Below are 25785 nucleotides of genomic sequence, written 5' to 3'. Positions count from 1 at the left end.
TGGCGGAGACGCGGTTCGATCAGTGCGGAGTGGGCGGCTGGCAGTCGTCAAAACATGCGCAGACGACCCTTTATGTCGCAGGGGCGTCCCGAACTTGTTATGTTTGCCTACCCTAAAGCATACGCGTGCAAGCTCCAAAGAACGGTGGCGAAAGTCGTGAAGCGGATGCGTACCGTCAAATCCAGCTCCTCTGACATTTTATCAATCGCAAGTTTCTCGACGAAATTGCGACGAATTCACAACGTGTGATAGCGTTAGCCCAAACGTCTTGGGGGGCGGGTGGCGAAGACGACTATTAAAGCGGCGGCTATCGGTCCCGGCGCGTTTGTCGCGATTCCCAAGCCCGCTCCTTGGCCGAACGCGAACGCTCGTCTTCTCGGTATTGGGGCAGGCCTGCCAGTCAGTAGCCTTGATCGTCTTGCAACCTTTAGCCCGAATGATTTTGAGAGATTCATTCTGGAATGGGCTGACGGCTATTTGGCAAAACTGCCAATCGGCGTTGCTGATGTTCAACAGCGGGGAGGGGCGGGCGACAAAGGCCGCGATATCGTTGTTTGGCTAGACCCTTCGAATATCCAACCCCGTCGGTGGCATCTATATCAGTGTAAGCGCTATGCAGGTCGGCTCGGCTCAGGTGTTGCAGCCGCTGAAATCGCAAAGGTTCTATACTATACGGAGCGTGGAGATTACACGCCGCCAGAAAGCTATTGGTTTGTCACGCACAAAGGCGTGACTGGGGATTTGCAAGACTTATTGGACGATCCATCTAAATTGAGATCGTTCATTCTTGCGAACTGGTCAAAGCATTGCGCGACCAAAATAACTACAGATCCCGTCGCGCTATCTCCGGAATTGACAGCGCATATCAACGCGTTCGACTTCAGCATCTTTAAAGCGAAGCAGCCTCTTCAGCTTATCAACGAACACGCACAAACATCGTATCACTTAGCTGTCTTCGGCCTTCCTTTGATTGATAGACCCGCGCCGCCAGCTCCACCGTCGACGGTCGCGCCCGAGGAAACGCGATACGTGACGCAGCTTTATGCAGTCATTGCGGAAAAATTGGGTGTCAATGTCGCGTCGATTGCCGATTTTGCGCAAAGCCCAGCGATGCAAAAACTCTTTGATCGGTCACGCATCACTTTCTACAGTGCGGAGGGATTGAAAGAATTGGCGCGTGATCAGATGGCCGATGCTACATTCTTCGATACCCTATTAGGGCATTTCCGGGACGGTCTTTTTCACGCTTACACGACCTCTGGCCAAGCTGGACTTGTTCGCCTTCAGAGCACAGTGCTTGCGTCTCAATCGCTTCAATTAGGCGGACATGTTCTCGATCTTCACGCCACGCCAAACGATCGCGAAGGCGTTTGTCATCATCTGGCGAATGATGGTTCTATCGAGTGGTGCGAGAAATGAGTTTGTCAGAAGCGACGCCGATGGAGCGATTATTCAATACTCCCTTGGAATGCGGGCTGAGGTTGCTGTATTTGCTCAACGCCAGCAAGCCAAAGAAACTGGACCTACAGCGCCTCATTACTTACGACTATTTGCTCGTGCATTCTGGTGACGTCGACGGAAGCCTAGGTAGCTTACATCCCGCTGTACCATTCAGGGGTTCCGAATGGCTGGTTAAGCGCGATATAGTCAGAGATGCACTTGATTTAATGTTTGCACGCGAACTGGTCGACAAGCGGCTAGAGGCGAAGGGCATTTTTTATGCCGCCTCACCACTTACCGCCAATTTTATCGCGCTTCTGAAATCTGGCTACGCGAAAAGCCTAGTTTCGCGTGCGAGTTGGGTGGTGGAAAGGTTTGGCGAAATCACCGATGCTGAATTGGAAGATTTTATGACCGAAAACGTAGGTCGCTGGGGTGCTGAGTTTGAGCGTTTGACGGCCTTGCGCGATTTGGAGCTGGGTTGATGCAGCTTCGCGAAATCCGCCTAACGGGTGCCGGAAAGCTCAGCGCATCGGTTAAGTTTGAGCCCGGCGCAAATGTGCTGGCCGGCCTATCGAACACGGGCAAGAGTTATATGCTGCGCTGTATGGATTACGTCTTGGGCGCGTCGGAGATGACTAAAAAGATCGACGAGGACGCCGGATATGAATTAGTTCATCTGGAGTTCGCCGGTGCGAACAATGAGCCATTGACATTGATACGTCACCTAACCGGCGGCGATATCAAAGTCCATTACTCAAGGATTGACAGTATCAGCGGTGATGGGACGACCGTGGCGTGGAAAAGACGTCCTGGAAAAAGCGCTGGTCCTGATATTTCATCGATCTTTCTTTCTTTTGCTGGAATGAAAGAAGCGCAACTTCGCTCAAATGCCAAAGGCAAAACCCAGCGCCTAACTGTTAGGACTCTATTGCCTGCATTCCTTGTCGATGAAACCTCTATCATCGCTGAGAGTTCACCGATGTTCGGCAATTCGGGATATGATCAGACGGCGAGAAAACGGTTGCTGTCTTATCTTCTGACCGGGATCGATGACGAAGGAATCATTAGCGCTGAACGATCTGAAATTGCCCAGGCGGAAGCTAGGGCGAAATTGGCGCTGATTTCGGAGTTACTTAAACCGATCGAGCAGCGTTTGGAGCCGTTTAGGTCTAAGGAGCAAGAGTCGACAATTGAACGTGTCGATGAAGCAATTGAGCGTTTATCGAATTCCCTCGCAGAAGATCGGGAAGAAAGAGCGCGGCTACATCGGGACCGTAGTGAAGCTATTGCAATTGTTCAAAACGCAGAATCGCAATTGATTGCGATTGATGAGCTTTTGAGCCGCTATAATTTACTTACTGAACGTTATGATTCTGATCTTCAGAGATTGGATTTCATTGCGGAAGGCTCGCACTTTCTCGGGGGCTTGCAAGAAGCGCGCTGTCCGGTTTGTGACCAGCCAATGAATGACGAACACCGTCACAAGTTCGAGGGCTATGCGAAGGTCGGAACAGTTTACAAATCGGCGCAGTCCGAAGCTGCTAAAATTCTCGGACTTCGGAACGAGTTAGTTGATACAATTAGCAGCCTTGGAATTCGCCGCGGCGCGAGGGAAACCGAGAGGGCGACTGGTAGTGCTGCCCTCGCAAAGATCGATGCGCGTGTCGAGCAGGAACTTGCGCCGGCATTGCGCGTAACCAAACTCCAGTTGGATGAATTGATTGCGCGTCGCCTTGAGTTAGAAAATCTCAAATCTGATTCGGAACAGGCGAACGCGCTTAATACCGTGCGAGAATCCTTGGAGAGCACTCTCGTCAAGCCAATATCTGCGCCGAAGGACTGGGCGAGTATTGATGAGATCGCTGTACACAAATTTTGTTTGGTAATCGAAAAAGTTCTTAAAGAATGGGCTTGGGACGGACCTGCGCGAGTTGAGTTCGACCACAAGCGGTTCGATATCAAAGTTGATGGCAAGCCGCGCCAATCAAACGGCAAGGGTGTCCGAGCGATTCTTCACGCAGCGTTCGCGATTGGACTTCTGCGTTTCTGTCATGAAAATAGTATGCCGCATCCGGGCTTTCTCGTTCTAGACTCGCCTCTCACGACATTCAAAGAAGGTCGAGATGAGGGTCAAGAGGATCCAAATGATAGCGTTGGTGAGGGCATCCAAACGGCGTTTTGGGCAAGCATCGCAAAGCTTCAGTCAGATTTGCAGATCATCGTTCTGGACAACAAAGAGCCGCCGAAAGGCGTTGCGGCTATTTTAGCCTACACGTTCTTCCCCGGTAAAAAAGCCAAGGACGGTGAAAGAAAAGGCTTCATCCCAAAATGATGGCTGGGTCAACTGATTGTGGGCATTATCAGCTCAGCTATCCGAACGTGTGGTCCTGACCCAAAGATGACTCAATAGATCAAGTCTCGGATTACTGCTTTGCCCCCAAATTCGGTCGTCGAAGACGACCCTCTATGTTCCTGAAAGCGGACTCTATCCAAAAAGGCGCACCGGCAACGGTTGCGTTTATATCGGACGTCGCGATCTGCATGGCATCCGCGCGTGGCCGAACAATCTATGCTCGCTTGGAATACCTATCTGGTCGAGCCAGCCAGGGTTCCGTTCCTGTATCTCGCGTCCAGTACACGCGGCCGTCCCTGATCCAGAAGTGGCTCATGCAGCCCTTATTGCGCCACACCGAGGGTGAAAGCGTCGCGCGGCCAGCTGCGCTCAATGATAGGCGCCATCGTGGGTTGTGTGGCGGCTGCATGGGCAAAGAGATCATATCGCCACAGCCACACGGGCAACGGAACATCGTCCAGCGGGGCTTGTCCTGATAGACGACGCTGATGAGTTGCCGGTCGCCGATGGACGCATTCGCAGGCGTCTTCGCAACCACCTCACAGCTTTCGAAATAGACAGGTGGCGGCGGCGGTTCCTTCTTGACTTCAGGCACACGCTCAACGGGAGCTTCCTGCCGCGAGAGGCTATCTAGAAACGCACGAAATCTATCTGCGAGCCACTTAAACATGATGTTAGGTGATCTTCCCGAGCGCCGGCATGTCGAGCCGGTATCCGCGTTCACGCTTGAGCTTGAGTCCTGTAGGACCGCAGCAGAAACAGCCGGGATCATCTGGGTACGCGTTGCTATGGATGACCATGTGGACGAAGTCGTACCAGATATTGTCCTTCAGCAGGTCGCTTGGGATTTTGCGAAACGGTCGGATGAGGTCCATCAGCGTAGCAACTGCAGTGTCCGCTGACGCGCTCGTAAACGGTCCGACTCCTGGCGCTCGCTCCCCACCGCCGACCAGATAGTATTCCTGCTTGAGCGTTTCCTTGTCGAGTTCCGCAAGCTCGGGGCGCGTTCTCAGTTCGCGCTCATAGTCGAGCTTCTGTTGGGTCACTACCTTCTGGCAGCGTAGGCATTTGCCGTCCTCCGGAAGGATGCGGCTGATGCGCCCGCGATGGTCTCGAAGATACGGCTCTCCGTCGGCGCCGGTGTCGATCTTGCCGGTGAGACCGACGTCGATGAATGCCAAGGCATAGTAGTAGGTGGCCTGATTGAGGAGATCACGCCCTGCAACATCGTCCGTGCATCCGAAGATTGCGTCAGCGCCAGAGATCGCGTCGATGGCATCCGGCGACTTGTCCAGATACTTGCCAATGGCCGACACGGTAACGCCAGGCAACTCCAGGGACTGAAGGTAGGCGGTCAACACCTCGGCCTTATTTCGCTTCACATCTTGGGTGCGATAGCCGCGCACGCGATTGAGATTGGTACCCTCAAGCACGTCGCCGTCGATCAGAACGAGCTCGCCTACGCCGGCGCGGGCCAATAGCGTCGCCACCGAGGAGCCGGTGCCGCCTACACCAACAACGGCCACACGCAGCGACTGGAGTTTGCGATTGAACGGTACGCCAAAAGCCGCCGCCTGACGCTTGAGGACCTCGGAAGGTGCGCTCTCCTCACCGTTGATATGCATGTCCAGGTTGATGCCAAGCACCGCCACGTGCCGCACAGCTTCTGTCTGCTGCGGTGCGGCGCCCCGCCGTATGCGAGCGCGCCATCGTTCCTCCGCCCAGAGGAGCGAAACAAGTGCAACAGACTTACCGTTACAGCCGGCATATCCCTTCAAGATGCGCCGCTCGTTGTCCTCATCCTTTTCCGAGAACTCAAGGAAACCGCCGGGGTGATTGTGCACGAAGCCGAGTTCGTGGCCGTCCTGCTCGCAGCGAAAGTAGATGTCCTGCATCTTGCGAAGGTTGATCCGCAGGTGCACGGGCGAGCTGTCAAGTATCCAGTCGTCTTGCATCTCAATGATGTCGACACAGACGAATCTGATTGACGGCCGAAGGCCCGCATGGTTGCGCTCGAAGCGGCGGAACAGGATGATCGCTCCGCGCTCATGACCTTCCGGATGATCGTCGAGCCATATACGCAGACGATCGTGCTGCGTGCCAAGCAGTGTGATCCGATGTCCGCTCATGGGCGCTTCGCATCCGGATAGGTGAACGCCCACATAATGCGGTCAACGATGGTTCGAATATTGTCGACCTTTGGCTTCCATGTGACGCTGGGCTGGTTCCAGTGGCGAGACCAGCGTGTGTACTCGATGCCAGCATGAGTACGCGAATCTTGGTTCGGGCCTGCCGTGCCGACGTTTGGAATTGGCTTGCTGTCGGCACGTGCGAGCTGCGGATGAACCCAGAACATGTCACCGCCCGATGTGTTGTAGTCGGGCGGAATGATGTAGAGCACATCGATGGTCGCTCGCACCTGCCCGTTCGCGGTGTAGATGCCTTCGGGCAGTGGAAAATCGCGGAATATAAAAAAGCGTGATGCCTCGTCCTCGGTAAACGTCAGACCCGCATCTTTAAGTATCTGGTAGTCTTCATCAAAGAGGAGCGCCATCGTTAGGAGTTGCCCGCCTCGGAGCTGGCATCCTGCGCATAGAACTTCTCGATGCCCGGCTCTGCGAGGTCGATCTTCTCGTTGTCAGCAACTGGACGGCCGGGGAGATTGCGGATCTTAACGTACAGGTCCATGCCCTCGGGGATGCCTGGTCCAACCTGCCGCACCTGTGCGCCAGTGATGAACTGCTCGTCCCAGTGATAGGTCTCGTCTTCGATCTTGAATTGAAATTGCCTAGCCATGATTCTTTCTCTTGTTCCCATCGAGAGCATTAGCTGCAGTATGAGGTGCGGTGATCGCCCCGAACTTGCGAATCGAGAACCAAGTATAGGCCAAAAGAACACGCTTGAACAGATCGTGAACAAATGCAGGGCCGTCATCGAGCCCAAACCGGCATCCGAATCGGCAGGAGAAGAGCATCCAAGCCGGTGGATCATCCTCATGCGGAGCTTGGATCTGGTGCATATCCATTTGGAACGACTTTCCAATGCTGCATCACAACCTTGGTCCTTCGGGGTGACGCCGCAATCCGAGTATGCATGAACTTTGCCGGCGGTTCCGGTCGCGCCACACAGCCGCATTTGACCAACCGCCACCAAGGCTCGGATCTGACGGCCGCTTTCCCCCGTCGAACTGCGAAGCAGGCCGGCAGATTCCGGCCGCCAAGTCCCACATTGCGCGATCGACGCGGTAAGGCCAGCTTTTGGCGCAGGAGCGGACTTACAGGTTTCCAACTGGACTTGTGATTTCGAGCCTTCAGAAACCAAGGGTGCGGCACTGTTTCGACCATGCCAGCGGCAAGTTCTTCGGAATCCGTGCGAGCGAAAGGGCCGATGGCTGATCGCCTGTTAAAATTGCCTCTTTTATGGCTGGCGCCAAAAACGCATAACGCAGTTCTTGCCTTACTAACTTAGGATGCAGCTTGACCGAGGCCGCTAGCGCCTCGGCTGTGTCAAATTTCATATTCTGTAGATCACGCAGCCATGCATGGGCTCTAACAATCGCTTGAACAAGTTTTGCATCAGGCTGGCGTTCGTCGTTGGCCTCAACGACCGACGCGGAACTTGGTTTGCGCACCTGCCAAGGGATCGAGAGCTTGTTCGATCGAATTTTTGCTGCCGGCGTAGTGTTGATTTTGACGGCGCGGCTGCTCAATTCTGCACGTGCGACGTAAGCGCCGATAATATCCGCATCCAACACAGCTTGATCAATCTTCAGCCGTTGGCGCAGGGCATTGATCAGCGTTTGTTCGATGTCGGTCGCCGAAACCCGTGCGACCGATCCGGCTGCGGTTTTGCGACCGCGCAGAATTGCCGAGCTAACATAGAAGCGATAGCGGGCGCCGTTCTTTGACGAAAAGCTCGGGCTCATTGCGTTGCCGCGATCGTCGAACAGTTTTCCGATGAGCAGCGCGCCGCTGTCGGATCGTTTGACTCTGCGTTTGTTGACACCTGCAGCTAGCAATTCTTGCACCTTGTCGAATGTCTTTCGGTCAACAATTGGTTTGTGTTCGCCCGGATACCATTTGCCGCCGTGGCCGGTCTCGCCAAGGTAGATTCGGTTTTTCAGGAAGTGGGCGAGGGGACCGTAGGTGAACGGAATACCGCCATTGAACTTCTTGACCTTGGTATTCCGCCGCTTGGTGACGATGCCGCGCTTGTCGAGATCGGTAACAAGGCGGCCAAAGGATTGTAGCTCGACATAGCGTCGGAAGATGATGCGGACGGTTTCTGCTTCCGCGGGATTGATGACGAGCTTCTTGTCTCGAGCCTCATAACCGAGCGGCACCGTGCCGCCGGTCCACTTCCCCTTTCGGCGCGAGGCAGCGACCTTGTCCCGGACGCGCTCGGAGGATAGCTCGCGTTCGAACTGAGCAAAGGATAGCAGGACGTTGAGGGTCAGCCGGCCCATCGAGGTGGTGGTGTTGAATTGCTGGGTCACGGCGACGAACGAGATTGATCTGGCATCAAACGCCTCGACCAGCTTGGCAAAGTCCGCCAGCGAACGGGTGAGGCGATCGATCTTGTAGACGACGACCACATCGACCTTGCCGGCGTCGATATCCTTCAGAAGTCGCTGGAGCGCAGGACGTTCGAGATTGCCGCCTGAGAACGCTGGATCGTCATAGAGCTGTGGCAGCGCCTTCCAACCCAACGACGCCTGGCTCTTGATGTAAGACTCGCAGGCCTCGCGCTGGGCATCGAGCGAATTGAATTCCAGCTCAAGGCCGTGCTCAGTCGATTTGCGGGTGTAAATGGCGCAGCGCAGGGTTTTAGGCGCGTTACTTGCCATGGTCTTCAGCCTTTTCGGGCTTCGACCGTAGCCCGAAGAACCGCGGTCCATTCCAGTTGCTACCGGCAATCAGGGACGCAATCTCCGACAAGCCCGCATAGGTTTTACCCTCATAGGCAAAGCCGTCCGGACGAACCACGACGCGGTAGGTCTTTCCCTTCCATGTCCGCACCAGCTCCGAGCCGGGCTTAATCCGGCGCGGCAGTTCCAGTCGCCCGTTGGGTTTGGCCGCCATGGCTTTCACAAGCTGGTCGAGCAGCCGCTTTGTCGGACCGGACAGTCCGCCATAAGCCTTTTCCTGAATCCGATGGGCGATGCTGCGACGGAGCAGATCCGGACCGAAAGCCTTTGGCGGATCCGTTCGAAGCACCTCCCGGTAACGTTTGCGCAGTTCGACGATGGGAGCCGTCGCCAGCCGATCCAGTTCGGCTTCTACCGCCGGATCGGCTGGCTTCATGGAGGAGGGGGCTTGGGTCATTTCGCGGGGATCGCCTTCGCGACGACGCGGTATACGCGCTGGCCATCGGTTTTGACCGAGGTCAAATTCAGCTTGAGCTTCTTGCGCACAGTACCTGCAAAGAACCCTCGCACCGAATGTTCCTGCCAGGCGGTTGCCTTCATGATGGCGGCAATGGTGGTGCCGGAGGGCGCGCGCAACATCTTAAGGACCTTGTCCTGTTTGGATGCGGCGACCTCTGGCGTCTTCAGTGGTGCTAATTTCTTCGACGCGTCGGACGGCAGAACCTTCACAGCGGATTTTGTCGGTCGCTTTGCTGCCGGTGTGGATTTACGCCCGGTCTTTCGAGGGCGCTTTCGATTGCTGGTGGCCATTTCGGTTCTCCCTGCGGGAACGACAGCATCCTGTGCTGCCACTGCCGCAAGCCCGTCGTTCCAGACGGGCAGAGAATCCATTGGGCGGAAGAGATCCTTAGTCGCTCGACAGCCGGTTGAGCAGCGAAGCCGCATCCTGCAAACGGCCGGTCTCATAGAAAATCTGTTCGAGATCCATCGAGACTCTCACGCCTTCACTGACGCTGCCGGCCAGCGCACACGCCTCGGCAGCCTTGGCAATCCGTGCTGCCTCGCCAAGGCGAGCACCAATCTCGACGAGGATCAGACCAATTGCCTGTTCCGTGATTTTGCGGTCCATCATTTTGCCTCCGATTGCGGCGACAGTGACGCTCCATGCGCTGGCGAAGTCGAGCGGAAACGCAGCAATCTTGTGGCTCTTATCGGTTGACCACGATCACGAAATGATCCGCCCAAAAAGGGCTCTGGGCTCGCGCATCAGCGGATTATTTGGTCGGACGCTTTGAGGCGGCTTTCGGCGAGCCCTTTGCCGCGACGTAGTCCTTAAACAGCTTCACGGGATCGGCGCCAAGCGCGCGAGCGATGGCCACAAACTCGATGAGGTCGAGGCGGCGCTCCCCGTTTTCATACTTGGCGACAAAGGACTGCGGTTTGCCCAGCTTCTTGGCCAGCGCCTGCTGCCGAACATCCGCAGCTTTCCGCACTGCGACTAGCAGGTGGATCAGGCGGGCATAATCCGCGGATTTGAGGGTCTTCTGCATGCGCCGCCAGGGCCGTGAATCGGCGGCAAGTAATTTGATCCCAGAAACGGATTATCCCAAAATAGGATTTTATTAACCGACGGTGATGATAGTGACACCGACAGCCGAGGTGTTGTGGACTTTGCTCTCATAGGAAGCGATGTGCTGATCCACCCACGCCGAGCGGTTCACGATGCGGCGGAAGGGCACATCGAACACTAATCGGGAGTAGTCCCATGAACATTGCGATCAAGGCGGCCTTGGGCTGCGCACTTGGAGCTGTCGTTGTCGGAACTCTTGTCGGCGGCGGCCGAAGTGCGGCTCCGCCGGCCCCGAGTGTGCCCCCTCCATCCGATCAGGCTCGCTTCATAGCGGCCATTACGCAGGCACGATCCCAATTCACGTCGGCCGGGAATGAATTGGCCGCAGGTGGAATTCGCAATGCCAGGCAGCAGGCGATCTGTAGCGCCCTTCAGGGGCATCACGCAGGTGGATGGATAGCAAAGATTTCCTATCTATCCACCAATGGCGATGGTCGAGGTGTGATTACGCTCGAACTTGCGTCAGGCTTGCACGTCTCAACCTGGAACAACGACCTATCGGATTTATTTGATAAAACTCTGATCGATCCTGATACGGACATTTTCAAATCTCTGGCCGTGATGAAAAGAGGTGACACCGTCCGGTTTTCTGGAGGGTTTTTTCCATCGGACCTCGATTGCGTGAAAGAGCAGAGCGTGACCTTGGGAGGATCGATGAAGAGCCCGGTCTTCACAATGCGCTTCTCATCGATCCGCAAGCTCTAACCGCCCACAACCACACTCCACGGTTAAGCCAAGGAGGCGATGTCGCATTGACTTGCTCACCTTGGATTTAGCCTCAGTATGGTATCACGCGCAAACTTGCATAGCGCAGCGTTTAACAGTGCATTGAAATTGGCACAAATTAAACTCCGTCACGCCCAGGAATAGGTCGTGTCGAATCCCCCCTTGTATGACAGGGCCTGGCTGAGGCTATCGACTTGATCGTCGTGCTTTCCTTGCGGGAAAGTCAAAAGCTCGGTTTCGAGCTGTGCCAGAAAGGGCGCTTTCCGCGGAAACAGCACCAAGCCCCCTTCAAACTTGGCCTGATGCACGAACAGCCGACCTAGCTTATCTCGCTCGACGGGTACAGGCTTAACCGTATAGATGCCGCTCTGGCGAAGTTCTTGCGCCAAAGCGACACCCGTCGATGTATCTTCGATTAGGACCTTAAGCGGTTGGTCTCTCTGCGCTAGCGTGATAGCCATTGCGCGGAGCTGAGGGTATTCATAGCGGCCTCGTATGACGTCTATCAGGTAGAAGAAATTGTCGACCAGAAGCCAGGTTGTGCAGACCGACCAGTCATTCTGAGTTCCCACCTTTGCCGCAGTGTCCCAGCTATGGATCAACTTGGTACGATAACCCCGCTCCGGCAGCCGATCATAGTAGCGTAACCATTCACGCTTGATCATTGCGCCGCCGTCCGGAACGGGAGATTGCTGGTACTGAGCGCTGAAGATGGCCGAACCCATTTGGGTGCGAAGTTTTTCCAGTGTTGAGATGGTCTCGTACCGGGGATGAAGAGCTTCGCCAACTCGGCGCGCGTGGTACTCACCTTCGCCAATCTCGACCCTCTCGTCGATCTCGGCAATGGCTGGCAGGCTCAGCACGGTCCAATCACTGGAATTATCGACCAGAAAGCCGGTCAGGTCGTGAAGATGAACTCGCTGCATGACCAGAATAATGACGCCCGTCGCTTTGTTATCGAGCCGCGAGAGGAGTGTGTTAGTAAACCACTGATTCAGGGAATTACGCAGGGTGTCCGACTGTGCGTCCACAGGCTTTTGCGGATCATCTAGAATGATCATATCGCCGCCAAGGCCTGTCAGCGTTGCCGAAACAGAGGTTGATCGGCGGAACCCGCGCTTCGTCGTGAAGACGTCGGAATCGGCGACGCGAGCGACCTGCATGCTCGGAAATACTTTTCGGTACCAATCCGACCGAACAATCGCCCTAAAGTCAGCAGCATGCTTGGCCGAAAGGTCGTTGCTGTAGCTCACACCAAAGATCTTCATTCGAGGATTATGTCCGAGCAAGAACGCCGGCAGGATCACCGAGACCGTTAGCGACTTTAGATATCGCGGCGGCATATTGATGATTAGGCGGTTGGTCTCTCCGTTCTGAATGCGTTCAAGTTGGCGTGCGATTGCTTTAATGTGCCAATTTGGCAAGTAGGCCGCGCCAGGATTGAGCATGCGAAAGCAGCGATGCAGAAAGCTTTCGAAGTCGGAACGGAGCAGGGCATAAACGACACCTTGATCTTGCTTTGTCATGATTTATCTCCCGAAGACTTTGATCGGAATTCTGCGAGATAGGCCTCAAGTACTGCCTTATCGTCATCGCCTAGACCTTCGCGAATGTCGTCGTTACCCATTTCGATCATCTGGTCACGATTGAAGAGGAAAGCAGCGCTTTTGATATTCCCCTTCAGGCTGTCGTCAGCGATGCGGAGGTAGATGGCCTCGCGAAGGCTGATCTTCCGCATCTTTCCGCGCATGGGGACGGGAACTGTACGTTGCATTAGTTCTTTAACGATCGTCGCGTGATTCTTGACGCCCCTTTTGCGGCCCTTCGGATTGCCGCTCTGTCCCGGCTTGAACTGGTGCGCTTTGGGAGGCTTTCCGTAGCCGACGTCGTCGTCGCTCGTCCTCCGCCGCACCTTTCGGGCGGGGCGTTTCTCTTTCGAATCCGATTCCATTATGTCCTCACGCGCTTGAGGGCGGGGGAGGCGGATTGCTTCGCGGCGACCTCGTCGAAGGTCTGGCCGGTAGCCTCTAGGATCGCGTCGCGTTTGGTGAACTCTTGCCAACGCCGGATCGCTACGTCCACGTAGAGTGGATCGATTTCGATCCCATAGGCACGGCGACCAACTTTCTCGGCTGCGAGAATTGTTGTGCCTGAGCCCATAAATGGATCGTAAATGATATCGTTACGCCGCGAGCAATCACGCATCGCATCCGCCACGAGGGCGACCGGCTTGACGGTCGGGTGGACCGTCAGTTCTGCGAGTCGGTCTTTGCGGAAGGTATTTACGCCAGCGTACTGCCAGACATTGGAGCGAGATCGGCCATGCTTTCCAAGCTCAATATTATTCTGGTGAGATCTATCGCCGTTCTTGAAGACGAAGATTAGTTCATGCTGGGACCGATAGAAGCTGCCTTGTCCAGCGTTGGATTTAGCCCAAACGATAAGGTTTTTTAGTTCGCTATAAGTCTCCTCGCTCGCTGCAAGGACCTCGGACATGTGCCGCCAGTCCATGCAGCAGAAATGAATGGAGCCGTCCTCGGAGAACTCGACGGCAAGCCTCATCCATTTGGCGAGAAAGCTCGTGAATTGCTTTGGCGACATTTCGCCCGACGCCGATGAAAATTCCCGGTGCTTAATTTTGCCGCGACCCTGTATTGAACGAACCGGCACGTTGTAAGGGGGGTCCGCAAAGACCATGTGCGCCATCTGGCGCCTCATGAGTGTTCGCACGTCAACTGGATCGCCGGAATCACCGCAATAAAGCTGATGACGGCCCAGCGTCCAAAGGTCGCCTCGTCGCGTTATCGCGATATCCGCCGGCCGAGAGATCTCGTCCACCGGGTCTTGCTCAGAATCGCTAAAGGCGCCCATGAGGTTGTCGATCTCCGGCGCTTCAAAGCCCGTGATCCGCAGGTCGAGGTTGCATTCAGGAAGAAGGGTAGCAAGCTCTCCCAACTCGGCGGCTAAGCCCAAGTGATCCCAGCCGGCATTGGCCGCGATCTTATTGTCGGCAAGCGCGAGCGCTCGTTTCTGGGTCTCGGTGAGGCCCGCTTTAATGATGATAGGAACCTCGCGCAGCCGGAGTTCTGTGGATGCGAGGTAGCGGCCGGTTCCGGCGACGATCATTCGCATCTCGTCGGTCAGAATCGGAAAGGTCCATCCAAACGTCCGAATGCTGTCGGCGATCTGCTTGATCTGGTTCTTTTTGTGAGTGCGAACGTTGCGAGGATTTTGTTTAAGCGTGCCAATAGGCACCCATTGGACATTGAGCATAACCGTCTCCATGCTGAAGCGGCGTCTGCGACAAGTCGCAGCCACGCGCCAGCCGTTGCTGGTGAAAGCGTTGAGAGGTGCGCTCACTGGGAGCACTAAACAGGATATAGCTAGGACCACTAACCAATGGAGGAGTGATCTCACCTAGCGTCTGACCGCATCAGATGATGCAGGAGCGAGCCACTACCCTGTCCAATGACTCGCTTGAGGACAATTTTTCATTATCGTGAAAAATTTCCAGAATCAAGCCTAATCAGCGACGACGTTAGTCGCGGTAAAGCGCTTTCCCCGAGATTCGCGGAATGAGCGGTTATGGAACGTCCTGCCGCGAAACTGTGGCCATTGGGCTAGAGCAGATTCGGTCAGCGACTGATAAGGAAACTGCAAAAGCTATCCAGTTGTATGGTGAAGAGGAAATTGAATGATCCTTTGAGACAAGTGCGTGGCAAGCTAGTTGTTGCCACCCTAGGTGATGCTGCGTCACGAGAGTAACCTTCTCGTCCTCTGGGTTCAGGTTGTCAGAGCGTACTTCTCAACGCTAGAGTTTCTCAGCCCTAATGACCCAAAACTATTGCGAAACGTCTCCTGAAGAAGGTTGAGATCGGCTGCTGGAGAGCTGGTGAAACGACGCATAACAAAGCCATCGGGTCGCACCAGGACAACGCCATTTTTGGTGTAAAGCTTCTCAAACTTTACATCCAACGGCTCGTAATCGCCTTCTGGGCTTACGTCGATAAGTGTAAGGGGTATGCCGGTCTCGGCGTGGAACGCGCTGACGGTTTGTCGCCAAATTTGGCTGTCGCCGGAGATGACAAGCCTAAACGAGGTTCCCCAAAGGTCAACGATTGATAGACGCTGTCCCTTTTTGTCGCGAAGCCAGACGTGCGGCGCACGCACGCCTGGCACCGTTGTTTCCTCATAGTTTTTCAGGTCGGATACCGGAGCTACAGCACCGTCGCGGATCACTGCGTGAGAATCGTATACCGTCCCCAGCTGGAACCCTGTATGCAAGACCGTATTGTCGCCATGAGGATCGAATCGTTGCTGCAAGAACTGCCGACCGACCTCGCTCAGCTCTCCTTCCGTAGCTAGTTTTGGTTCGCCCACAACGACCGACTGCACGATGCTTTGGAAATGAAGAGAGTTATAAGTCGCGGCCTTGACGACCTGCCATGCCTTTGCCTTGCGTTCAATTTCGTAAGTATCAAGCAGACTGTCTGAGGCGATCCCCTTCAACACCATTGCCAGTTTCCAGGAAAGATTGTTGGAATCCTGCACACCGGAATTGGCCCCATACCCACCCCACGGCGAGTGCCAATGCGCGGCGTCACCGGCGAAGAACACATTTCCTTCCCGCCAGCGACGGAGCAAGCCGGTGGTGTAGTCGAATCGGAAGATTTGCAGAATCTCGATCGGAATATCCATGCCGAGCGCGCCGCGAATGCGCGCAAAAATCGTTTCATGATCCGGCACGCTATCTTCATCGTGACGAAAGCTGTAGCGCCAGACGCCGGTGTCGGGATGTTTGCTGCCGAACCAGCCTGCGTAACGTGGGTCGATCACGAAAGAATGGAAGAACCCATCCCGGCCCAGCGTATCGTCGAGCGACGCATTGAATTCTACAAGCACTTGATTGAGAAAAGCCGGTCCATGGTCTTCGCCCTGACCCACACGATTCCGCACGAAACTATGCGCGCCATCGCATGCCACCAGATAGCGCCCGCGGACCTCACGCTCGGCACCCGTGTTTTCATTTCGAACGCGTACAGTGACGTGCGTGTCACTTGGCCGAACATCAACGACGCGTGTGCTAAAGTGAATCTCGGCGGACGGCCATTGGCGGGCTTGCTGACACAGCGCCGCTTCATAATCTGAAGCGGGGATCTTACGCGGATAGACAGGGGTCAGACGTTCCCACTTCTTGGCGTAATCGGCTTCCTTGCCAGTTGTCGCACGCACCTGGGCGACAGGACCGCGCGACACGTTGACGTAAACGCCCTGGCCATTTGACTTCTCGATTGGCCACCCACGCTTTTCAAGAAGACTCCATACACCCCACTGCCGGTAAAGTTCAGCAGTCTGCGCATGCACATACTGCCCTTTGGGCAAAATTGTCGTGCTCGCGCGCTTCTCGAAGAGGGTTGTACGGAGACCCCACCGCCCCAAGAGATAAGCCAACGCGAGACCGACTGGGCCGCCGCCACAAATGATGACGTCAACGTCGGTGTTCGATACGGGTCGGGCGATCACGTTCATGCAACACCTTAAAGTTTAATCATCGGGTGAGCTGTTGATTGTATTCAGCGCTTTGTGCAAGGCGATGAGAACTCTTGTTCCACTCAGACCAAGAGCCAACGTATAGCCGTTGCACTGCCCCAGTCGCGGCTGCCATCGTCAGCACCTCCAGTGCGGACAAGACGCCACCGCCACAATAGACAACAACAACGTTGTCTTTGTTCGGCCTCACATCCACGCCCGCATAAAGTTGGCGGATCTCAGGTAGAGGGCGGAGCTTTCGAGCGGGAGTCCACTGATCTGATGCGGGCAGATTTTGGGCGCGGGGAATGCATCCGGCCAAATAGGATGCTTCATCGCGTGCATCGATCAATGTCACGTCACCATTGAGGCGCTCGACTTCCTCCGCCTCGATTGTCGGCATATGACCTGCGCTAAGGGGGACGGGCTTCGATGCCGGACCACGCGCAATCTCGTCACCCTGCGCAACGGCTCCTCCAGCCGCCATCCAGGCAGTGAGTCCGCCATCGAGCAGGCGCACTTTCTGGAAGCCCGCCCACTTCAGCACCCACCAGCCACGTGCTGCGAGCGCAGGCGTCGGACCATACACAATGATCTCGGTTTCCTGGCCAACACCCCAATCATCAAGGTATCGCTGCAAGCTCGCTATCGACGGAAGTGGCAGATTGCCTGTGGTTGGGGTCGGCGGAGCCGCGAACACCTCGCGTATCTGGGCGTGGACTGCCCCGAAAATATGACAGGTACGAAAGCTCGTCAGTTCCTCTTCCGGATCACCAAGCCGCAGATCGATGAAAAGCCGGTCAGTGGACGGATGAGCAATCAGTTCTTCGGCCTGTGCGACATTTGCGGATAACTCCGCTGTTTCCACTTTAGCTTTCATCGCTTCCTCCGGCCCATCCTCGACGAAGTTGACTTGTAACCGCTTAGCGGTCATAATCGTCCGCTTACCGGTTAAAATAAAAGTCATCAGACCCTAACTGTCAAGGCTTGTTCAAATGGCAACATCGGAGAGTGAGGCTTTCGTACGCTCTCTCGCGCGAGGGCTGATGGTCATTGAAGTTTTGGGCCAAGCTCCAGGACGCCATTCGCTTGCCGATTTAGCAGACGCAACAAAGCTCCCGCGCACAGCGGTAAGACGTTTTCTGCTAACGTTGATTGATCTCGAAATCGTCCGCAGCGATGGAAAGCAGTACTGGCTTACACCCCGCGTACTTCGTCTGAGCCTTTCATATCTGTCCACGCTGCCTTACTGGCGCGAAGCGCAGGTCGCACTGGAAGAGCTTAGCGCTGTCAGCAAACAATCTTGTGCTCTTTCGGTGCTAGATGGCGAAGATATCGTCTATTTGCAGCGGCAACACGCCAAGCGCATTCTTCCGGTCAGTCCTTCTCTCGGAAGCTTGATCCCTGCTTACGCAGTATCAATGGGACGAGTCCTTCTTTCGGGACTCTCGGATGATGAACTCGATCAATTTCTCCGCAAGGTAAAGATGCGCAAGTTGACGAGTGTCACCATCACCGATCGAGCGAAGTTGAAGGCCGAGATACTCAAGGTGCGCAAGCAAGGATACGCTTGGGGCGAGCGAGAGTTCGACGATTCGATCTGCGGGCTTGCCGTGCCCGTGCGCGACATGAACGGTGCTGTGATTGCCGCTATTAATGTGAGTTTGGCCTCTGGCGAGTTCACACACAAAACTGCAGTTGAGCAATTTCTTCCAAGGTTATGGCACTCGGCATCACGATTGCGCATGTCTGCTCCGGTTCAAGATACAAAACGCGCTCGACCGAGCAAGTCGCTCACGCATTCATAGATCACTCGACGCAGGCATAGCTGACCACAGCTTGCAGAGCTTGCAGATGATATCTACGATTTCACTAAGCGGTCATTTTGTTCTTCTGGCGAACTTTAAACAAGGTAGTAAAAACGGGGCGCATCGCTTCGACAGGGAGAAAGTCATGAGAGTTACTCGCATACTTGCGACGATCGGTGTCACTTTCGGAATCGTTTACGCCACGTCCGCTCTGTCCTATCCGGTCAATCAAATACAACTTACCGTGCCATTTCCGGCCGGAGGCACCACCGATGTTCTTGCGCGAGAGTTGGGTGCTCGCCTCGGCAAAGAGCTCGACGTCACAGTTGTGATTCAAAATCGGCCCGGCGCCAGCGCAACGGTGGGTACGCAGTTCGTGGCACGCGCCGCGCCGGACGGTTCACACATTTTGCTAGGCTCGACGCACCACGTCATCAATCCAACTCTGCAAAAAAGCTTGCCGTATGACACGAAGAAAGATTTCACAGAGATAGCACTCGTCGCGCTTGTACCGAATGCATTGGTCGTCAATCCCGACTTGCCAGTTTATTCGGTCGCAGATCTTATCAAGTATGCGAAGGCGAAGCCGGGCACCTTGAATTTTGGGTCGCCGGGGGTCGGGAGCGCAAATCATCTGGCCGGCGAACTGTTCAAGTCGATGGCTGGAGTCGACATGATGCACGTGCCTTATCCGGGCGCGGCACCAGCGATGGCTAATTTGATTGGCGGACATATCCAGGTGATGTTCGATTCCCTGCCGACTGTTCTGGCGAACGCAGAAGCCGGAAAACTGAGAATCCTTGCTGTGACGAACGGCGAGCGCGTCTCGTCTCTGCCCAATACGCCCACGATTGCTGAGGCCGGCAACCTTCCGGGCTATTCCGCATCCGCCTGGTTTGGTCTTTATGCGCCGGCTGGTCTTTCAGGCGAAGCTCGGACAGAGCTCGAGCGAGCGATGAAGAAGATCATGGCATCCGAGGATATGGCTCAAGCATTTAGAAAGCTTGGCGTCGAACCCGGGCATCTAACTGGCACTCCATTCAAAGCTTATGTGAACGACGAAATTACAAAATGGGGTAAGATCGTTGAGTCTTCGAAGGCGGTTGGCAATTAGCCACCCTTTAGTGATTTAAAATCGAATGGGTCCTGCGCGTATGCGAAGCGGATCCGAACAGCGAGCGCGGCCGCTTCAATACATACCTGCTCAGAATTGGTACCTATGAGTCAGCGCCGGATGTCGCGGATACAACCGCGTAGTACTCGGGCCGGCGGTGAGAAATTATTCGGTCGAAGAAGGATTTTCCGGCTGGCCAAGTTGCAACATGGCATTCCGCGCGGCTTGCAGCACTCCATCCGAGCGACCCGGATCAGTCATAACGCGGGATAGGGTAACGGCGCCGACCATCATGCACATTAGAGAGATCGCCAAGTCGCGCGGACACTCGTCGCCGACCACACCAGTGATGTTATCGAAGTACTTCTCTAGGTGCTTACTCATGATCTCGCGATTCTGAATATTCGATCGCGCGACGTCGCCCGCCAGCGCGGATACTGCGCACCCAGCGCTCGGGTTGTCTCGGTGAATCTTGCTAAGATAGCTGTTCGCGACCGACTTTAACGTTCGCTTACCTCTGGTCGAGCCGGACTTAACGGCTGAAGCCTCACCATCGGTCAACGCCTTGTCGAGAGCTGCTGCAACCAAGTCATCCCTTGACGGGAAATGCCCATAGAAACCTCCATGCGTAAGATCGACGGCCTTCATAAGGTCGCTGATGCTCACGCCGTCGAGGCCTGCCTCGCGCAATTGCGTGGCTGCTACCTCCAAAATCCGCTCTCTGTTCCGAGCCTTGTCTGCTTGCGAATGCCCCACGGGATAACCCTTCAAATTAGTGCTTGACGATCTGCATGATAGTCATCATGTTGATTTGTGCATGATAGTCCTCATGCACATTGTTGCGAGGCACAGTACGCGTGGTTTGCAGCGATTTCCATTGAATTTCCAAATGAATGTTGGACCTGCGAGCAGCGCAAAAGCTCGTGCCGACATAGCCAAAAAGAGCCGAAAGCGGCCATTCTGGGAGGAACTGTCGTTGAATTCGCAGATCCGGCAACAGTTGTCGCGCGTGCCATTCCGGCCAGTGTCTTGGATGGCTCGGGATATCGAGATGAATCGCGACGCTGGCGGCGTGATCTATTTGAAATCGCGTGTCGCGCTCGATCGCTACGCCCGGCACCTGCCGGAATTCCTCTCAAAATGGGCAACGGAACGTCCAGATCAGATCTGGCTGGCCCAACGGGACGCGTCCGACCAGTGGCAGACCCTCACGTACGCTGCGGGGAAACGCATTGTGGATTCCGTCACTGAGGCCTTGTTTGCCCTGCCGAATGTGGCTCGGGGCCCACTCGTTATCCTCAGTGGTAACTCGATTGAGCACGCCGTCGTTGCTATGGCGGCAATGCAGGCCGGAATTCCCGTCGCACCGATCTCCACCGCTTACTCGTTGCAGAGCTCGGACCACGGAAAGCTCAAGTACATCTTCGGCCTTCTCAAGCCGGGAGCCGTGTTTGCCCAAGACGCCGATCAATATGCCAAAGCTCTATCAGCCGTGGACCTCGCCGACATAGACCTCATCGTCGTAAAGGGAAGGGCGACCGGTTCAGCTCATAGGTACGAGGATCTCGTCAAAGCCGTGCCGACGGCCAAGGTTGCAAAGGCCATCGAACAGATTGATCCGGACGCGACTGCAAAGCTATTGTTCACTTCCGGTTCGACCGGCATGCCGAAGGCGGTCGAGTTAACGCATCGCATGATGTGCGCCAACGCTGCAATGCTCATGCAGGCGCGTGAAATAGATCTACCTCCCGACCAGGCGAGCTATCTCGATTGGCTCCCCTGGAATCACGTTATGGGCGGAAACGCCGTCTTCAACCTCGTCCTTGCAAGAGGCGCGAGCCTCTACATCGACGACGGCAAACCTGTGCCCGGACAGTTTGAGAAGACACTTCGAAACCTACGTGAAATCTCACCTATTACCTATTCAAACGCTCCCGCGGGATACATCGCGCTCGCAACCGCACTCGAACATGATGAACCGCTGCGCAAGAATTTTTTCAAGAATCTCTACACATTGGCATACGGCGGGGCGCGCCTGCCTGACGACATCTTCGATAGATTTCAAAAGCTGGCAGTGGAAACAATCGGTCAGCGCATTGTATTTGTCTCGACCTACGGAGCGACGGAAGTTGCTCCAGCCGCGACTACGACACACTGGTTCACCGAACGTGTCGGGTTGATCGGCCTGCCATGCGCAGGCACCGAGATCAAGCTTCTCCCGCTAGGGGGCGGAAAGTTCGAGATCAGAATACGCAGTGTTTCCGTCACGCCCGGCTATTTCAATCAACCCGAATTGACCGCGGCCGCCTTCGATGAAGAGGGATTTTACAAAATCGGCGACATGGTCGAATTCCTCGATCCGGATGATGTCAACGAGGGATTGCTGTTCGCTGGCCGTGTGGTCGAAGACTTCAAATTGCTCTCAAGCACATTCGTACAAGTTGGTGCATTGAGGGTAGACGCGATTGCCTGCGCGAGCCCATTTATTCAGGACGCGATCGTCACGGGCCAGGATCGCGATTATGTCGGGCTTTTGGCCTGGCTCAATATCGAAGCGTGTCGCGCTTTTGTAGGCGACAACTCGGCGTCAACGAGCGCACTCATCTCAAGTCCGGCAATCAGCGAAGCTTTGAAGGCGAGCTTTAAGGCCCATAACGCTGCCGCTGGAAACGCGGGAAGTCGAACCATTCGACGGGTCGTGTTGCTTTTGGAGCCGCCGTCCATCGACGGAAATGAAATAACCGACAAAGGCTACATCAATCAGCGGGTTGGCCTCGGTCGTCGTGCACGCGACGTTCAGCGTCTCTATGCCGATCCGCCGGATTCAACCGTCATCACCATTCCTCTCTAACCCACACCGCAACAGCGGGACTAAGGAGCTCTCCATGGCTGAGAATGAAGAAAAAGTCGGTCGCGTTTATCACGAAACGCACGGCAACGTTTTAAAGATCGTCATCGATAACGCGGCAAAGAAGAACGCGTTCAGCCCCGAAATGATGCGCGAACTGTCCGACGCTATGACGCTTCTGGACCGCGATGAAAACCTATGGGTCGGATTGCTCTGCGCAAATGGCGATGACTTCACGGCCGGTTTGGATATGCCGAAGTTTTTCGGACCCAAGGCGACGGTAAAGCCCCTGCCGGATGGCAACATCGATCCCTTCGGATTGAAGAGCCGCTGCCGGAAGCCGATTGTCACTGCCGTTCAGGGCATTGTCTTCACGATCGGCATTGAGATCTCGCTGGCTGGCGACATCGTTATTGCCGCCGACAACTCCCGTTTCTGCCAGATGGAATCGAAGCGCGGCATCGCGCCGCTCGGCGGCGCCCATTTCCGCTACCTTACGCGGATGGGCTGGGGTGATGCGATGTACCATCTTTTCCTGTGCGACGAGTTCAAGGCTGATCGCGCTCTCAAGATTGGTCTGGTGCAGGAAGTCGTCCCGGCTGGAAAGCAGATCGAAAGGGCAATGGAGATCGCGCAGATAATTGCGAAGAACGCGCCGATCGGCATTCAGATCACCAAGCAGGCGGCACTCAAGTTCATTGAGTCGGGCGAGAGAGCTTCAATCGACATCATCCCGCACATTCGCGATCGCGTGATGAGCAGCGAGGACATGAAGGAGGGCATTCAATCCTTCGTCGAGCGCCGCAAGGCCGTGTTCAAGGGACGCTAAGCGCAATGCCAATCTATAAAGCGCCTGTCGAAGATTACTTGTTCGTTCTGCACGATCTCCTACGCGTGCAGGACCTCAAGGATCTGGCCGGTTTTTCCGAGCTCACGAACGATCTGACCCGTCCCGTTTTGGAAGGCATTGCCCAGTTCTGTGAAGATAAATGGCAACCCCTAAACCAAAGCGGCGACGAGGAGGGGTGTCGCCTGGAAAACGGGGCTGTGCGGACGCCGAAAGGGTTTGCCGAGGCTTACAAACAATACTGCGAAGCGGGATGGAACAAGCTCGCTTCGCCTGAACGATTTGGCGGGGCGGGGTTGCCCGGTTTGATCGGAATGGCCGCGGGCGAAATCGCTGTCGGTTCAAATGCAGCGCTTGCCTTGTATTCCGGACTCACAAATGCCGCGCTGTCGACTCTTGAAGTGACGGGCGCGCCCTGGATGCTAGAGCACATCATACCGAAGATGGTGGACGGTGTTTGGACGGGAACCATGTGCCTGACCGAGCCCCACTGCGGAACCGATCTTCGGTTGATGAAAACCAAGGCGATCGAGCAGCCCGACGGCAGTTACAAGATCACTGGCACGAAGATCTTCATATCCGGAGGGGATCACGATCTTTCCGACAACATTGTGCACTTGGTCCTTGCAAAGCTGCCGAATGCCGAGGGCAAGTTCGTCGACGATCTGTCGTCGGTAAATTTCTTCCTGGTATCAAAACAGAACATCGATCCGAATAGCGGGCGGCTCTCTCACCGTAACGGCGTTTCCGTCGGCGCGGTTGAGAAGAAAATGGGCATTAGGGGAAACGCCACCTGCGTTCTCAATTTTGAAGACGCGGTAGCACATCGGCTTGGTAGCCAGTCCGAAAGCAAGACGAGCTCAGCGGCTGGCATGAGCGGCATGTTTTTGATGATGAACCGCGCCCGCCTCGGAACCGGCATCTCGGCGCTCGGTGTTTCGGAGGCGGCCTATCAGAACTCGGCGCAATATGCGCAAGAGCGTATAGCCGGAAAGCCCGCGAAAGGCTCAAACCAGCCTCATGCGATCATATCCTATCCCGATGTTCGGCGTTTGCTCATCAAGCAGCGTGCGTTCAACGAGGGTGCGAGGGCATTTGGATCATGGGTCTCGCTTCTCATTGAGAAGCAACGCAACGCCTCAGAACCAGATCAGCGACGTCGAGCAGGCGATCTTGCGCAGCTTTTGACACCGATCATCAAGGCCTATTTTAGCGATCGGGCTTTTGACGGCACTAACGCTGCCGTGCAGATTTATGGCGGCCATGGGTACATCCGGGATAACGGCGTTGAGCAGTTTGTCCGCGACTCCCGCATTTACCAGATTTACGAAGGTGCGAACGGCGTCCAGGCGCACGACCTCGTCGCGCGCAAGCTGGGGGCAGATGGCAGCCGGGCCTACGAGGCCTTTGCGTCCGAAATCACGGTAGCTATCGAAAGCTGCGAGGAAGTAGGGCTGGACGATCTATCGGACGCGCTTCGAAAAGCAGCAAAAGACCTTGAAGCTGCAGTTGAATGGGTACGCGCGAACAGTGGTTCGACATACGACATTGCGGCCGCGTCGTACGACGTCCTGAACATATTCGGCGTCGTCTCCATTGGGTTGATGTGGGCCCGAGCCGCACGCGTTGCGCACGATCTTCTCAAGGCCAACCGTGCAGATAGGGAGTTTCTTGAGCGCAAGCTTGTGCTCGCGCGCTACTGGATGGAGCGCGAACTTCCCATGACTTCAACTTTTCTAGAACGGGCAGCTCTAGGCTCGCGAGGGCTCATGGACCTCGCCGCTGCTGCACTTTGAACAATCTGAAAATCGAAAGGAACAACCGATGAACTCAGCTATGAAAGCTTTCGACCTGACCGGAAAGACAGCGTTGGTGACCGGCGCTTCGCGTGGCCTTGGTTTGCAGATCGCTGAAGCACTGGCCGACCAAGGCGCGCGCCTCGTGATTTCGTCGCGCAAAGCCGAAGACCTTGAGACCGCTGCCAAGCATCTTAAAGACAGAGGCGCGAAGGTCGAGTGGATCGCTGCCGATAACTCAAAAGATCAAGATATTGCACGACTTACCGACGAGGCGATCGCCAAGCTTGGCAAGGTCGACATCCTTGTCAACAACGCAGGCGCATCCTGGGGCGCCCCTGCCGAAGATCATCCCGTTGATGCGTGGGATAAGGTCATGAATCTTAACATCCGCTCGCTGTTCGTGCTCTCGCAGGCCATCGCAAAGAAGTCGATGATTCCGAACAAGTACGGACGCGTGATCAATCTCGCATCCATTGCGGGTCTCCGCGGTAATCGTGGTCCTACCGGGACGATCGCCTACAACACCAGCAAGGGCGCGGTAGTAAACTTTACCCGCGGTCTCGCGGGCGAATGGGGCAAGTACGGCATCACCGTCAACGCGTTGGCTCCCGGATTTTTCCCGTCCAAGATGACGCACGGTACCATTAAGGCCCTAGGCGTTGAGAAGCTCACCGAAGGCGTGCCTTTGCGCCGTATTGGCGATGATGAAGATCTCAAGGGCGCCGCGCTTCTGTTTGCAAGCGATGCCGGAAAACACATCACCGGTCAGATCTTAGCTGTCGACGGCGGCTTAACCGCGGTTTGAGGGTGTCCTCACGCCG

The 25785-nt window shown here is 55.5% G+C and carries 25 protein-coding genes; 10 read left to right on the top strand and 15 right to left on the bottom strand.

Features of this window, described 5'->3' with window-relative positions; all coding sequences use genetic code 11:
- Window positions 1–279 precede the first annotated feature (279 nt).
- Genes YH63_RS02065 through YH63_RS02055 form a run of 3 tightly spaced genes read left to right on the top strand, consistent with a single transcriptional unit; the run spans window position 280 to window position 3775 of the window.
- On the top strand, window positions 280–1419 hold the full coding sequence (locus YH63_RS02065) for an ABC-three component system protein (RefSeq protein WP_246658000.1): 1140 nt from the start codon (window positions 280–282) through the stop codon (window positions 1417–1419).
- Window positions 1416–1925: an ABC-three component system middle component 2 gene (locus YH63_RS02060; RefSeq protein ID WP_046829046.1), complete on the top strand. Its 510-nt coding sequence runs from the start codon at window positions 1416–1418 to the stop codon at window positions 1923–1925. The genes YH63_RS02065 and YH63_RS02060 overlap by 4 nt, the downstream gene beginning before the upstream one ends.
- Complete coding sequence (locus YH63_RS02055) at window positions 1925–3775, top strand: hypothetical protein (protein ID WP_052753874.1); 1851 nt, start codon at window positions 1925–1927, stop codon at window positions 3773–3775. Before YH63_RS02060 ends, YH63_RS02055 begins: the two co-directional genes overlap by 1 nt.
- 235 nt (window positions 3776–4010) lie before the next feature.
- Here the strand turns inward: YH63_RS02055 and YH63_RS21985 are convergent, their stop codons facing one another.
- The 9 genes from YH63_RS21985 to YH63_RS02015 all read right to left on the bottom strand — a co-directional run bounded on the left by YH63_RS21985 (window position 4011) and on the right by YH63_RS02015 (window position 10213).
- A complete protein-coding gene (locus tag YH63_RS21985) occupies window positions 4011–4250 on the bottom strand; it encodes a DUF6527 family protein (protein ID WP_433995110.1) in 240 nt (79 codons plus the stop codon).
- A 220-nt stretch (window positions 4251–4470) separates the two neighbouring features.
- On the bottom strand, window positions 4471–5925 hold the full coding sequence (locus tag YH63_RS02050; RefSeq protein WP_046829049.1) for a HesA/MoeB/ThiF family protein: 1455 nt from the start codon (window positions 5923–5925) through the stop codon (window positions 4471–4473).
- Window positions 5922–6350, bottom strand: a complete 429-nt coding sequence (locus YH63_RS02045) for an E2/UBC family protein (RefSeq protein ID WP_046829050.1) — start codon at window positions 6348–6350, stop codon at window positions 5922–5924. The genes YH63_RS02050 and YH63_RS02045 overlap by 4 nt, the downstream gene beginning before the upstream one ends.
- Window positions 6351–6352: 2 nt before the next feature.
- Window positions 6353–6592, bottom strand: coding sequence for a multiubiquitin domain-containing protein (locus YH63_RS21555; RefSeq protein ID WP_046829051.1), 240 nt, complete (start codon window positions 6590–6592; stop codon window positions 6353–6355).
- 514 nt (window positions 6593–7106) lie between these two features.
- Window positions 7107–8642, bottom strand: coding sequence for a recombinase family protein (locus tag YH63_RS02035; RefSeq protein ID WP_046829053.1), 1536 nt, complete (start codon window positions 8640–8642; stop codon window positions 7107–7109).
- Window positions 8632–9120 carry a DUF2924 domain-containing protein gene (locus YH63_RS02030; protein WP_046829054.1) on the bottom strand — a complete coding sequence of 163 codons (489 nt, stop codon included), beginning with the start codon at window positions 9118–9120 and terminating at the stop codon, window positions 8632–8634. Before YH63_RS02030 ends, YH63_RS02035 begins: the two co-directional genes overlap by 11 nt.
- Window positions 9117–9473 carry a DUF3489 domain-containing protein gene (locus tag YH63_RS02025; RefSeq protein WP_046829055.1) on the bottom strand — a complete coding sequence of 119 codons (357 nt, stop codon included), beginning with the start codon at window positions 9471–9473 and terminating at the stop codon, window positions 9117–9119. Before YH63_RS02025 ends, YH63_RS02030 begins: the two co-directional genes overlap by 4 nt.
- Before the next feature lie 97 nt (window positions 9474–9570).
- A complete protein-coding gene (locus YH63_RS02020) occupies window positions 9571–9792 on the bottom strand; it encodes a hypothetical protein (RefSeq protein ID WP_046829056.1) in 222 nt (73 codons plus the stop codon).
- A gap of 145 nt (window positions 9793–9937) precedes the next feature.
- Window positions 9938–10213, bottom strand: coding sequence for a helix-turn-helix domain-containing protein (locus YH63_RS02015; protein WP_046829057.1), 276 nt, complete (start codon window positions 10211–10213; stop codon window positions 9938–9940).
- A 215-nt stretch (window positions 10214–10428) separates the two neighbouring features.
- On the opposite strand from YH63_RS02015, the gene YH63_RS02010 reads away from it, so the two are divergent.
- The gene (locus YH63_RS02010; RefSeq protein WP_046829058.1) at window positions 10429–10998 is read left to right on the top strand and encodes a hypothetical protein; all 570 of its coding nucleotides are present in this window, start codon (window positions 10429–10431) and stop codon (window positions 10996–10998) included.
- Between the two features lie 149 nt (window positions 10999–11147).
- Here YH63_RS02010 and terL read toward each other — a convergent pair whose 3' ends face one another.
- From terL to YH63_RS01985, 5 genes are all read right to left on the bottom strand, one after another.
- Entirely contained in the window at window positions 11148–12545 is a 1398-nt protein-coding gene (gene terL, locus YH63_RS02005) for a phage terminase large subunit (RefSeq protein ID WP_046829059.1), read from the bottom strand.
- A complete protein-coding gene (locus tag YH63_RS02000) occupies window positions 12542–12970 on the bottom strand; it encodes a DUF5681 domain-containing protein (RefSeq protein WP_046829060.1) in 429 nt (142 codons plus the stop codon). Before YH63_RS02000 ends, terL begins: the two co-directional genes overlap by 4 nt.
- On the bottom strand, window positions 12970–14292 hold the full coding sequence (locus YH63_RS01995) for a site-specific DNA-methyltransferase (protein WP_246657999.1): 1323 nt from the start codon (window positions 14290–14292) through the stop codon (window positions 12970–12972). The genes YH63_RS02000 and YH63_RS01995 overlap by 1 nt, the downstream gene beginning before the upstream one ends.
- A gap of 510 nt (window positions 14293–14802) precedes the next feature.
- The gene (locus tag YH63_RS01990; RefSeq protein WP_083992662.1) at window positions 14803–16548 is read right to left on the bottom strand and encodes an FAD-dependent monooxygenase; all 1746 of its coding nucleotides are present in this window, start codon (window positions 16546–16548) and stop codon (window positions 14803–14805) included.
- A 19-nt stretch (window positions 16549–16567) separates the two neighbouring features.
- Window positions 16568–17515 (bottom strand): sulfurtransferase, encoded by a 948-nt coding sequence (locus tag YH63_RS01985; RefSeq protein ID WP_052753875.1) that lies wholly within the window; start codon window positions 17513–17515, stop codon window positions 16568–16570.
- Window positions 17516–17543: 28 nt separating this feature from the next.
- Here YH63_RS01985 and YH63_RS01980 point away from each other — a divergent pair, with 28 nt between their 5' ends.
- Both YH63_RS01980 and YH63_RS01975 read left to right on the top strand, forming a co-directional pair.
- Window positions 17544–18356 (top strand): IclR family transcriptional regulator domain-containing protein, encoded by an 813-nt coding sequence (locus YH63_RS01980; RefSeq protein ID WP_046829064.1) that lies wholly within the window; start codon window positions 17544–17546, stop codon window positions 18354–18356.
- Between the two features lie 46 nt (window positions 18357–18402).
- Window positions 18403–19470, top strand: a complete 1068-nt coding sequence (locus YH63_RS01975) for a tripartite tricarboxylate transporter substrate binding protein (RefSeq protein WP_246657998.1) — start codon at window positions 18403–18405, stop codon at window positions 19468–19470.
- A 165-nt stretch (window positions 19471–19635) separates the two neighbouring features.
- Here the strand turns inward: YH63_RS01975 and YH63_RS01970 are convergent, their stop codons facing one another.
- Complete coding sequence (locus tag YH63_RS01970; RefSeq protein WP_246657997.1) at window positions 19636–20181, bottom strand: TetR/AcrR family transcriptional regulator; 546 nt, start codon at window positions 20179–20181, stop codon at window positions 19636–19638.
- A 265-nt stretch (window positions 20182–20446) separates the two neighbouring features.
- Between YH63_RS01970 and YH63_RS01965 the strand changes: the two genes are divergently transcribed.
- From YH63_RS01965 to YH63_RS01950, 4 genes are read left to right on the top strand one after another with little or no spacing between them, the layout of a single operon-like run.
- Window positions 20447–22321: an AMP-binding protein gene (locus YH63_RS01965; RefSeq protein WP_433995109.1), complete on the top strand. Its 1875-nt coding sequence runs from the start codon at window positions 20447–20449 to the stop codon at window positions 22319–22321.
- Window positions 22322–22355: 34 nt separating this feature from the next.
- On the top strand, window positions 22356–23147 hold the full coding sequence (locus YH63_RS01960) for a crotonase/enoyl-CoA hydratase family protein (protein WP_046829066.1): 792 nt from the start codon (window positions 22356–22358) through the stop codon (window positions 23145–23147).
- A 5-nt stretch (window positions 23148–23152) separates the two neighbouring features.
- Window positions 23153–24961 carry an acyl-CoA dehydrogenase C-terminal domain-containing protein gene (locus tag YH63_RS01955; protein ID WP_046829067.1) on the top strand — a complete coding sequence of 603 codons (1809 nt, stop codon included), beginning with the start codon at window positions 23153–23155 and terminating at the stop codon, window positions 24959–24961.
- Window positions 24962–24989: 28 nt separating this feature from the next.
- Window positions 24990–25769: an SDR family oxidoreductase gene (locus YH63_RS01950; protein ID WP_046829068.1), complete on the top strand. Its 780-nt coding sequence runs from the start codon at window positions 24990–24992 to the stop codon at window positions 25767–25769.
- Window positions 25770–25785 lie beyond the last annotated feature (16 nt).

Source organism: Afipia massiliensis (assembly GCF_001006325.2).
Lineage (GTDB): Bacteria > Pseudomonadota > Alphaproteobacteria > Rhizobiales > Xanthobacteraceae > Afipia > Afipia massiliensis_A.
This window is presented reverse-complemented; position numbering and strand designations above follow the sequence as displayed.